This window comes from Mariniflexile jejuense, assembly GCF_042675665.1.
Classification (GTDB): Bacteria; Bacteroidota; Bacteroidia; order Flavobacteriales; family Flavobacteriaceae; genus Mariniflexile; species Mariniflexile jejuense.
Window position 1 is genome coordinate 232,943 of sequence record NZ_JBHTJI010000042.1, and the last position, 11,709, is coordinate 244,651.

The 11,709-nt window shown below is 31.1% G+C and carries 10 protein-coding genes; 7 read left to right on the plus strand and 3 right to left on the minus strand.

All coding sequences use genetic code 11. The features are described 5' to 3' along the window. The first annotated feature begins 94 nt into the window (after positions 1 to 94). The 7 genes from lysA (at position 95) to ACFQ1R_RS14075 (ending at position 8,708) form a co-directional block, all read left to right on the plus strand. Positions 95 to 1,330 carry a diaminopimelate decarboxylase gene (gene lysA / locus ACFQ1R_RS14045; RefSeq protein ID WP_379926910.1) on the plus strand — a complete coding sequence of 412 codons (1,236 nt, stop codon included), beginning with the start codon at positions 95 to 97 and terminating at the stop codon, positions 1,328 to 1,330. A 261-nt stretch (positions 1,331 to 1,591) separates the two neighbouring features. Further along, positions 1,592 to 2,347 (plus strand): LytR/AlgR family response regulator transcription factor, encoded by a 756-nt coding sequence (locus tag ACFQ1R_RS14050; RefSeq protein ID WP_379926911.1) that lies wholly within the window; start codon positions 1,592 to 1,594, stop codon positions 2,345 to 2,347. 7 nt (positions 2,348 to 2,354) lie between these two features. Next, on the plus strand, positions 2,355 to 4,229 hold the full coding sequence (locus tag ACFQ1R_RS14055) for a histidine kinase dimerization/phosphoacceptor domain -containing protein (RefSeq protein ID WP_379926912.1): 1,875 nt from the start codon (positions 2,355 to 2,357) through the stop codon (positions 4,227 to 4,229). Between the two features lie 261 nt (positions 4,230 to 4,490). Further along, positions 4,491 to 5,432, plus strand: a complete 942-nt coding sequence (locus tag ACFQ1R_RS14060) for an NAD-dependent epimerase/dehydratase family protein (RefSeq protein WP_379926913.1) — start codon at positions 4,491 to 4,493, stop codon at positions 5,430 to 5,432. 42 nt (positions 5,433 to 5,474) lie between these two features. Next, positions 5,475 to 6,422 (plus strand): nuclear transport factor 2 family protein, encoded by a 948-nt coding sequence (locus ACFQ1R_RS14065; RefSeq protein WP_379926914.1) that lies wholly within the window; start codon positions 5,475 to 5,477, stop codon positions 6,420 to 6,422. Between the two features lie 79 nt (positions 6,423 to 6,501). Beyond that, a complete protein-coding gene (locus tag ACFQ1R_RS14070; RefSeq protein WP_379926915.1) occupies positions 6,502 to 7,377 on the plus strand; it encodes an ester cyclase in 876 nt (291 codons plus the stop codon). A 137-nt stretch (positions 7,378 to 7,514) separates the two neighbouring features. After that, positions 7,515 to 8,708: a DUF1624 domain-containing protein gene (locus tag ACFQ1R_RS14075; protein WP_379926916.1), complete on the plus strand. Its 1,194-nt coding sequence runs from the start codon at positions 7,515 to 7,517 to the stop codon at positions 8,706 to 8,708. A 3-nt stretch (positions 8,709 to 8,711) separates the two neighbouring features. On the opposite strand, the gene ACFQ1R_RS14080 is transcribed toward ACFQ1R_RS14075, so the two are convergent. From ACFQ1R_RS14080 to ACFQ1R_RS14090, 3 genes are all read right to left on the minus strand, one after another. Continuing rightward, positions 8,712 to 9,266 carry a hypothetical protein gene (locus ACFQ1R_RS14080; RefSeq protein WP_379926917.1) on the minus strand — a complete coding sequence of 185 codons (555 nt, stop codon included), beginning with the start codon at positions 9,264 to 9,266 and terminating at the stop codon, positions 8,712 to 8,714. Between the two features lie 28 nt (positions 9,267 to 9,294). Further along, positions 9,295 to 10,671: a M20/M25/M40 family metallo-hydrolase gene (locus ACFQ1R_RS14085; RefSeq protein ID WP_379926918.1), complete on the minus strand. Its 1,377-nt coding sequence runs from the start codon at positions 10,669 to 10,671 to the stop codon at positions 9,295 to 9,297. 87 nt (positions 10,672 to 10,758) lie between these two features. Beyond that, the gene (locus tag ACFQ1R_RS14090) at positions 10,759 to 11,625 is read right to left on the minus strand and encodes a PPK2 family polyphosphate kinase (protein ID WP_379926919.1); all 867 of its coding nucleotides are present in this window, start codon (positions 11,623 to 11,625) and stop codon (positions 10,759 to 10,761) included. Positions 11,626 to 11,709 lie beyond the last annotated feature (84 nt).

Sequence of the window (11,709 nt, forward strand, 5' to 3'; positions counted from 1 at the left end):
TAAATAATTAACTTTTTGTTTAATTTGTTTAATTTTTGATTTATTTCTTTTTTATTAATTCTAAAGAAATATCTTTGACGAAAATTTTAAAATTATGTTGGAAAATCAATTGCTGAAAATTGCACAAGATTTTGGAAGTCCGGTATATGTTTATGATGCCGAAAAAATTGAGTATCAATACAAAAGATTAACAAATGCTTTTAAAAATGTAAAGCATCTTAAAATAAACTATGCAGTAAAAGCATTATCAAACATATCTATATTAAAGTTATTTAATACGTTGGGTTCTGGTATTGATACGGTTTCAATACAAGAAGTTCAATTAGGTTTAGCTGCTGGTTTTACGCCTGAGCAAATTATTTTTACACCAAACGGTGTTTCTTTAAATGAAATTGAAGAGGCTGCAAAAATGGGCGTAAAAATTAACATTGATAACCTTTCTATTTTAGAGCAATTTGGCACAAAACACCCAAAAACACCCGTTTGTATTCGTATAAATCCTCACGTTATGGCTGGTGGAAATGCTAATATTTCAGTTGGTCATATCGATTCTAAATTTGGAATTTCAATTCATCAAATACCACACATTTTACGTATTGTTGAAAATACTAAAATGACCATTAACGGTATTCATATGCATACTGGTAGCGATATTTTAGATATTGAAGTATTTCTTTATGCAAGTGAAATTTTGTTTGAAACTGCAAAACAATTTAAAAATTTAGATTTTATTGATTTTGGTTCTGGTTTTAAAGTGCCATACAAACCTGGTGATATTGAAACGAATATTGAGGAATTAGGCGAAAAACTATCGGCTAAATTCAATTCGTTTTGCAAAGAATATGGTAAAGATTTAACCTTAGCTTTTGAACCTGGTAAATTTTTAGTGAGCGAATCTGGAAGCTTTTTAACTAAAGTAAATGCTATAAAACAAACAACCTCAACAGTTTTTGCACAGGTAGACTCTGGATTTAATCATTTAATTCGCCCAATGTTTTATGGTTCGCACCACGAAATTATTAATATTTCAAATCCTAAAGGACGCGAGCGTTTTTATACCGTTGTAGGTTATATTTGCGAAACAGACACCTTTGGTAACAACCGTAGAATAAACGAAATTAATGAAGGTGATGTGTTATGCTTCAAAAATGCCGGTGCATACTGTTTCTCTATGGCGAGTAACTATAACTCTAGATTTCGTCCTGCAGAAGTATTATGGTACAACAATGAAGCGCATTTAATAAGAAAAAGAGAAACATTTGATGATATTATAAATAATCAAATAGAAATAAATTTTGCTAGTAAAAAGGAAAAACAACTTGTTAAATAAACTTTACCAACCAAACCTTTTTGTAAAATGCTTAACATTTGTTAAGCATTTTTTTGTTAAATAACATTTTTCATTAATATTATTGAAATAACTTGTTAATTTTCAATATTTTCTTTAATATTAAGGTAATATTTCCCTAAGTCTTTTTTTATTAATAGCATTAAACAAAAAAGACACTATGTATTCGCACTCTCAACGTATCTCCGTAAATTATCTACATATATTTTATTACTTAAAATGAATTTGTTCAATATTTAAACAATGAAAACAAATCAAGCAACCAAAATATTAATTGTAGAAGACGAAATGATAATTGCCGCTAACATGTCGTTACAACTTGCTACGCTTGGTTACGATGTTACGGGTATTATGCTAAAAGGCGAAGATGCTTTAGTACATATTAAACAAAACATTCCAGATATTATTTTATTAGATATTCAACTAAAAGGTACACTAGATGGTATAGAAACAGCACAAATAATACAGCAAGATTATAACATTCCTATTATATATGTTACTGCAAATTCAGATGATGCTAATTTTAATAAAGCAAAATCTACAAATCCTTACGGTTTCATATCAAAACCTTTTAAAAAGCAAGACTTACAACGCAGCATTGAATTGGCTTTAAACAGGTTTTATTCTGAAAATGAACCACAACCAGAACTAGAACATGACGAAGAAAACACTGCGCCATTTATATTAAGCGATTGCATTTTTGTACGCCACCAAGATAAAATGGTAAAAGTTCAAATAGATGATATTCTTTATATTGAAGCAGAACGAAACTATTCGCGTATCCATTCTAAAAACAAAGAATATTTATTGGTAGTAACACTTAAAGATTTGGAAGACAAACTACCCGAAAATCACTTTATTCGCATCCATAGATCATTTATTGTAAACCTCTCACAAATTGATGAAATTGCAACATCACATATAGTTATTTCAAAAAAAGCAATTCCTATAAGTGCAGAATCAAAAAAACAACTACTTCAACACATTCAAAAAGTTTAAAATAGCTATGAAAAAATTAGTGTTCATTCTTATTTTTTTCTCGGTTTGTGTATTTAGTCAAGATAACAGCATCGATGTTTTACAACAAAAACTAAATTCTGAAAAACAAGCAATTAAGCAATTAGAACTAATAAACGAGATGGTTGCTGTTGCCTTTAATCAAAATATTGCAGAAGCTTTAAAATACGCAAAGCAAGGTGTAAAACTATCAGAAGAAATAGGTGATAAAAATTGGCAACCCAAATTTTATGAAATGCAAGGTAGAATGCATGCCAATTTACTAGAATTAGACGCTGCTACCTTATTCTTCAACAAAGCTATAAAAGGTTATGAAGCAGTAAAAAATGTACGAGGAAAAGCAACAACTTTATTCAAGTTATCTTGGGTTGATAAGAAAAAGGGCAATTTAGAACAAGCATTACAAAAAGACCTTTCTGCATTAAAAATTATGGAAACTTTAAAAGACAATCAAGGTATTTGTGATGCTTTAACCAGAGTTTCAGAAGATTTAACACGCCAAAATAGATTAACTGAAGCTTTACAATACGCCGAAAAAGCAATTGCTATTGCAGAAAAACATAACCTAACTTCTGAAAAATTTTATGTAAATTTTAATGCCGCTAATGTAGCAATGGCAAAAAGTAATTATGCACAATCACTTGAATATTACAATCATGCTTTAGCTATTTGCAAAACTCAAAATATGGGTTTAGCCACCGAAGCAGATGTAACGAATGGTGTTGGAAATGCATTAAAACGACTAGGAAAATACCCTGAAGCGTTAGAAAGTTACAAAAGCTGTTTAGCATTAGCCAAAGCCGCCAATTACCCAAACGCTATTTCAACAGTAACAGCAAATTTGGGTGAAATTAACATGCTTTTAGGCAACTTTAAAGAAGCCTTAAACTATCAATTAGAAACTGTAAAATTACAGGAAAGTAATAACGATTTTTCTAATTTAATTGAAAATTACAACCACGTAAGCACAATTTATACCAATTTAGGTGATTTTAAAGCTGCCTTAAAATACAAGCAAAAAGCATATTTATTAAAAGATAGTATAGCATCCATTGAAAGTGATGCTAAAATGTCTGAGCTATTAACCCAATACGAAACCACCAAAAAAGAAGAAACAATAGCAAATCAAGAAGATAAAATTTCGCAACAAAAACGCATTCAAACTTTAAGTTTTGGTTTACTAGTGTTATTAATTGGCTTACTCATTTTTGGTTTTATTAGTTATAGAAACCGAAGTAGAGCAAACAAACTATTGGCTTCAAAAAACACTGAAATAGAACTATTATTAAAAGAAGTACATCATAGAGTAAAAAACAACTTAGAAATTGTTTCTAGTTTACTGGCGCTTCAATCTGCCCAAATAGAAGACCCAAACACCAAAGAAGCCATGGTTGAAAGTCAAAATCGTGTTAACTCCATTGGCATTGTTCACCAAAAATTATACAGAGGTACAAATTTAGGCGCCATTGAAATGAAAGATTATGTTCTAAATTTAAGCGAAAACATACTTGATAGTTTTGGTGCTGAAAATAAAGTCCAGTTAAATTTAGCCATGAACAATCTTGATTTAGATATTGATACAGCTGTTCCTTTAGGCTTAATTATTAATGAATTACTAACAAACACCATTAAATACGCTTTTCCTGAAAATAGTAATGGTACAATTACTATCAAGCTTGAAAAACAAGAAAATAACATGTTACACCTTGAAGTTGCCGATAATGGTATTGGAAAATCTGGCGTTACACATGGTACTGGTTTTGGGTCTCAATTAATCACATTACTTACGCGCCAATTAAATGGTACTGTTAAGGAAGATTATTCAAATGGCACGTCAATTAAATTCAATTTTCAATTAGGTTAGCCTTACAAAACAATCACCATTTCAATATCAAATTCATTTTCAACTATTTACATCATTCGATAATTAAACAGTACGTTTCGGACAGAATAACACCCACTTCGTCCTAACCCGCTTTTTATTACAGTTTTATATATGTTACTTAGGGTAAGTTTATAATTATGAGTTAGTCACTTTTTATAAACCAACCAAACCCTAACCTACAAGCTTATGTGCTCTAAAAATACTAGTGAGCATAAACTTGTAGGTTTTTAATTTTTTAAAATGAAAAAAACAGGCATCATAGGCGGTTCAGGTTTTATTGGCAGTTATATAACCAAGCAATTTCTAGACCATGGTTTTCAAGTAAAAGTATCGACAACCGATATTGCTCGAAAAGATAAGTACGAACACTTGATGGTTTTTAATCATTCGGATAACCTATATATAAGTGAATTAAATGTTACTGATAAAGTTGCTTTAAAAGATTTTGTAAGCGATTGCGATGTGGTAATACATTGTGGAACGCCTTTTATTTTAGATTTTGAAGACCCAAAAGTTGAATTATTTGCCCCAACAATTAAGGGAACAGAAAATTTCTTAGCCGTTGTTAATAATACGCCAAGTATTGAAAAAGTGGTATTTATAGCATCTGTTGCTGCCTTTAATACCAACTTTCCGTTTCCGGCAGGCACAAAAAGTTTTACTGATACTTTTGATGAAACTGACACGCCTTTTTATAGCGATGAAAGTCATCCGTATGCACAAGCTAAATTTATAGCAAATGAAACTGTTGAAAATTTCATAAAAAAAAATACCGATTTGCATTTTGAAATTAGCACCGTTTCACCAGTTATGGTCATTGGGAACTCATTATCTAAACGGGAAGATTCAACTTCGGGCAGTTTACAATTTCTCATAAAAAACAACATAGCACCAAACGATTTTTTAAAAGTTGTATTTGATAACGATGTACCATTTGCTATGGTAAATGTTGAAGATGTGGCTATTGCTACATACAAAACTGCAATTACAAAAGAGTTACATGGTAAAAACTATTTATTAAGTAGTGAAACTTATAAAGTATCAGATATTCATGAGATGCTTAACAAAAAAGAACCTAAAGAAAATTCAAAAATTATTTATAAAAACAAATTAGCTGAACAGGATTTACATTTTCAATTCAAAACTGTAAAAGAAACATTAAACAATTATTTAAATGAATAAAATGAAAACATTAATTAATCACATAACTTAAAACCATTCAAAATGAAAACAAAAACACTTTTATTAGTACTCGCTTTTATAAGCACAACAACATTATTTGCACAGAAAAAATCAAACGGCACGGTTTATATTGACCATCCTGCTATTACAACCGTTGAAGCCATGACCAAAGCTTTTGTAGCTGGAGATTCTACTAAAGTAGCCAGTTATTTAGCTGATGATTTTAAATCCTATAATGGCGTAGGCACAAGAACCAATGACAAAGGTCAAGATAAAGCTTCCTTTCTAAATAGTGTAAAAGGTTGGAATAATGCACTTGATTATTTTTCAATAACCCGTACAAAAGGTGCTTACCCAGACGCTATTGAATACAAAGAAGATAACCAAAAAGATGTGGTTTGGGTTCAAACCTGGGAAGATATAAAAGGTGTACACAAAAAAACCGGCGTAAAAGTTAATATGCCAGTACACAGACTATATGTAGTAAACAAAAACAACAAAATACAAACAGTAATAAGCTACACCAACGAAAGTATTTTTGATGAAATAGGTGCTAGTAATGCAAATAGAACTAATGGCACTATCTATAACCATCATGATAATATTAATACTGTTAGAAAACTAACGTATGCTTATGAAAATGGCGATCTTGAAGCAACCATGAGCTACTACAGTGATGATGCTAGATTTAGCGACATAAACGATGAATTTGGGAAATCGCACACTAAAGAAGAAGTTAAAAAAATGTGGAAAAAGTTTTTAGATGATTATGAAATAATAAGTATAGACATGATAGGCTACCCTGATTATTTGGAATATGAAATGAGTAATGGCCGTGAAGTATTATCATGGTGGAATTACCATTTAATTCGCAAATCAGATAAAAAACGACTTACAGTACCTTTCCACTTTAGTGATAGCTTTGATGCAGATGGAAAGATTGTTGGCGAAATGGCATATTACAGTTTACCACTACTAACTGCTAAATAATAAATTCAAATAAAAAAGGTAGCTTGAAGTATTAAGCTACCTTTTTTTAAACCTAATTTCACTTATAAAACGAAACCATATGAAACCTTCAATAATATTATTTCTGATAGCAACAGGATTTTCTTTTTTGTCCTGTGATAATGCAAAAACTGATAAAAACATTAAAATGTACACACAAGTTTGGGATGATATAGTTAATAAAGGAGACATTGATAAAATTAACACGACCAATTTTGATGAAAATATCACAGCCATATCAAGTCCTGAAAACATTGTAGGTATTGAAAATTTCAAAGCCTACTACCAAAACTTCATAACAGGATTTTCAGATATTAAATTTACTGTAGTAGATGTTTTTGGTGAAGGCGACAACATCATGAAACATTGGAATTTTAAAGGAAAACATACTGGCGATTTCTTTGGGATTCCACCAACAGGAAAACAAGTTGATATTGAAGGTGTTACCATAACAAAAATGAAAAACGGTAAAATTGCACAAGAACAAGATTTTATGGATAACACGGTATTTATGCAACAACTAGGCATTGCATCATCACCAGAAAATGTTAGTTTAATTAATTCATTATATAACTTTTTTGCCGTTGGAGATATCCCTAATGTGTTAGCCAATTTAGATGCAAATGTTGTATGGAACGAGGCAGAAGGTAACACCTATGCAGATAAAAACCCGTATATAGGACCAGATGCTGTTTTAAATGGTGTGTTTGTTCGCTTAGGTAATGATTGGAACGATTTTAAGTTGACTGATATTAAATTACACGAAATGTCAAACAACCAGGTATTAGCAACGTTGCGATACAATGGTACTTACAAAAAAACCAACAAACCCATAAATGCTCAAGTTGCACATTTATGGACTCTTAAAGATGGTAAAGTGACTGCTTTCCAGCAATTTGTTGATACTAAACAATTGGCAAATGCCGAGAAAAAATAAAGTTTACCATAAGTAAATAGCACTTAGTCTGTAAAAAAACTTAATATTAAATACATTAAAAAAGTTGAAATATTCTCAAATGGTTAGTTTTATTATCTTTAACATAAAGCTAACCATTTAAAATTATTAAATTCAATATGAATGTAGCTAAACCAACCCGAATAGAATCCATAGATATTTTAAGAGGTATTGTTATGGTAATAATGGCTTTGGACCATGTTAGAGATTATTTTCACATTTATGCTTGGACAGACAACCCATTGAATTTACAAACAACCACTCCAGCACTTTATTTCACGCGTTATATTACCCATTTCTGCGCGCCAACATTTGTTTTTCTTTCTGGCGTTTCTATTTATTTACAAAGCTTACGAAAAACGAAACCCGAATTAAGTACTTTTTTAATGAAACGTGGTTTATGGCTTATTTTTATTGAATTAACCATCGTTTCTTTTGCGTGGTCATTCAATCCTAACTTCGAGCGTTTTCCACTTGGTGTAATTTGGGCAATTGGTATTAGCATGTTTTTACTAGGTTTTCTTATTCGATTACCTTATAAAATAATTTTAGGATTAGGATTGCTAATTGTTTTCGGGCATAATTTGTTAGATTATATTGAAGCTTCAAATGGATTTAAAGGTGGTTTTTGGATGGATTTATTGCATAGTAGTAGATGGTCGTCTTATCAAATTATTGGAGATTACAACCTAATAATAGCATATCCATTTCTACCATGGTTGGGCTTAATGCTAATGGGTTATTGCATTGGAAAACTATTTGCACCACAATTTGATAGTTACAAAAGGAAGAAACTTTTAACCCAAATGGGAATTGGTTTGCTTATTTTATTCGTCATTTTAAGAAGCTTCAACATTTATGGAGATCCTGAACCATGGTCGCAACAACAAAACGGATTATATACTTTCTTTTCTTTTATTAATATTTATAAATACCCGCCATCTCTCCTGTATATGTGTGTAACAATTGGCTGTGTGTTATTATTATTGCCTCTTTTTGAAAATTTGAAAAATAGATTCACCAAAATTATGATAGTTTTTGGTCGTACTGCTTTCTTTTATTACATCTTGCATTTATACCTAATACACATTTTGGCAATGATTAGTTTTTATATTCATGGGCATACTTTGGCTGAAATTGCTGAAGGTGAAAGTATTTTTAGATGGAAATTTGTAGTACCTGGTGAAGGTTTTGACTTATTTGGAGTTTATGCTGTTTGGATTTTTGTAATTATTTGTTTGTATCCAATTTGCAAATGGTATGACACCTATAAAACCAAACATAAAGAAAAATGGTGGTTAAGTTATTTGTAAAAGTTATTGCTTAACCTTTCCGCTAAACAAATTTACTTTAGAATTAAATGGGTTTCCAGATGCACGGCGCAACAAAACCACCTGTCCGCAATGCCACAAAGTATCGGAAATTGGACCATTTATAATATTCCAAAAAGGTACTTCTGAATCTTCTAATTTATAAGCTTCAGAAGTATTTATTAAAGTTTCAGAAACTAACTTAAAATTCCATAACGTTTGTTTTCGCATAGATTCAAAATCAAGTTTTTCTTTATTAGCATCTTTATTATTTGTTAAAACACTATTTCTAATAAACTTAGATAAATTATAAATATGCTCAATAGTCTCAATTGTTTCTCTACCTGTTTCACTTGGTTTGTAATTCAAATCGTCTTTTCGCAATCCTTCTGTTGCCCAATAATAGCGAAAACCTAAACCATCAACCATTCTAGCAGTTACAGAATTTGCTGTGTAAGTTTCATTATAATCGGGTATTTCATAGTATGGCAATACTTCATCTGCTTGAGCTTTCATAATAACAGAATTAAATAACATAAAAATTAATACCAAGTACTTCATTATTAGTGGTTTATTGTTAAAATATAAATTATTTAATTCCGTATTTATCAAACAAATACACCAAAGCTGTCATTGTTGCAGCACCAAGCTCTAATTCGCGTTTATTAACAGCATCAAACGTGTCATTACTAGCGTGATGATGGTCGAAATAGCGTTGTGAATCTGGGCGTAAGCCTGCTAAAACATTTTTTTCTGATTTAAGCGGACCAACATCTGCACCACTTCCACCCTTCTCAAAATAGTGAATTAAATAGGGTTTAAATAGTTGTTGCCAACTTAACACCTGATTAAAATTTGCATCATTACAATCGAAACTAAAACCTCGAGGTGTAAAACCACCAGCATCACTTTCTAAGGCAAATACGTGGTTTTCATTTTTTTGTTTGGCTTCTTCGGCATATTTATTACCACCACGTAATCCGTTTTCTTCGTTCATAAATAAAACCACGCGAATACTACGTTTAGGCTTAATACCACTTTCTTTTAAAAGTCTTAGTACTTCCATTGATTGTACAACGCCTGCGCCATCGTCATGCGAGCCATCACCCAAATCCCAAGAATCTAAATGACCGCCAACAACCATGTATTGATTAGGAAATTCGCTACCAGTTATTTCGCCAATAACGTTATATGATTGTACATCTGCAAGTTGCTTACAGTTTTGTTTAAAATAAAGCTTTATATTTTTATCAAGTTCTAACATGGTACTTAATACTTCGGCATCTTTAGTACTAATGGCTGCTGCTGGAATTCGCTTTTCAACAGGAATATCATCATAAGTCATGCTTCCTGTATGTGGTAAATCGTCTAATCGCAAATTCATAGACCTTACAATAATACCTACTGCACCATATTTTGAAGCTTCAACAGCGCCTTTGTACCGCTGATTTACGCAACCGCCGTAAGCATCAAACGTGCTAATTAAATCGGCTTGCATAGGGCGATTGTAAAACACAATTTTACCTTCAATAGTTTCTTTTCCTAAAGTTGCTAATTCTTCAAAATTATTAACCTCAACAATTTTTGCTTTTATACCTAATGCTGGTGTTGCAACCGAACCACCTAAGGCACAAATGTTTACGGTATTCGTTTTACCAGGTATTGTTTCAATATAAGCATATTCTTTTGCGCCTCGAACCCAACGTGGAACCATAACGGGTTGTAACCAAACTTTATCTAAACCCAGTTTTTCTAATTCTTCTTTTGTATAGGTTATGGCTCTTTCTGCACCTAATGATCCTGATAAACGACTCCCAATTTGGTTTGATAAATGGTTTAACCAATCGTAACTTTTACCATTTGTTAACGATGTATTGTATATTTTTTTTATGGTAGCTTCATCGGTTTGAGCTTTTAAATTTGTGAAAATTATTAAACAGATTATTAGTGCAAAGGTTCTTATCATAGCTTTAAAATTCAAAAGTTTAAAAATAGTATTTATTAAAAGCTACTAGTCTAAAAGAAATCATAAAAAAATTTAAACTTTCAAAAATTATTCGCTTTCTAATTCTTTTTTATACAATTCAATATTTGCTTTAATGGCATCATCCAATTCTGGTTCTTGTATATCGGTATATTTAGATAAGGTATCATACATAATTTTAGCAACTATATATCGGGCAGTATCTTTATCATCTGCTGGAATAATGTGCCAAGGCGCATAAGGTTTTGAGGTTCTATTTATAGCATCTTCATAGCAGAATTGGTAGTTATCCCAAAGTTTTCGCTCTTTTAAATCGCCTGCTGAAAATTTCCAATTTTTTTCCTGCTTTTCTAAACGACGAAGTAATCTGCTTTTTTGTTCTTCTTTTGAAAGGTTTAAAAAGAATTTGAAAATAATAGTTCCATTTTCTGCAACATGCTTTTCAAAATTATTTATTTGTTCAAAACGTGTATCCCAAAAAGCATCATTTATATCATCAACCGAATTAATAGTTGGTATATTTTCACCTAAAATATAATTTGGATGTACACGCGTAACCAATACATTTTCATAATGCGTTCTATTAAAAACCGCAAACTTGCCTCGCTCAGGAAGCGCAATATAATGTCGCCATAAATAATCATGACTAAGTTCAAGCTCTGTTGGTACTTTAAAACTATGCACTACAACGCCTCTTACATTAAACTCCTTAAAAACTTCTCTAATTAAACTATCTTTTCCTGAAGTATCCATACCTTGTAAACACACTAAAACCGAATATTTATCATGTGCATACATGGTATCTTGAAGTTTACCTAAATCTTTACGTAAATCTTCTAATTTCCTATCTGCTTTTTTTATTACAACTTTAGTTTTGGTGTTTTTTAATGAAATTGATGTTGTTACTTTATATTTCTCGATTAAATTATCTTCCATGTGCTGTATTTTGTTTTGCTAATTATATCCTATAAATATAGTAAATCCAATAATTTCGACGAACTACACAGCTATGTTTTATGT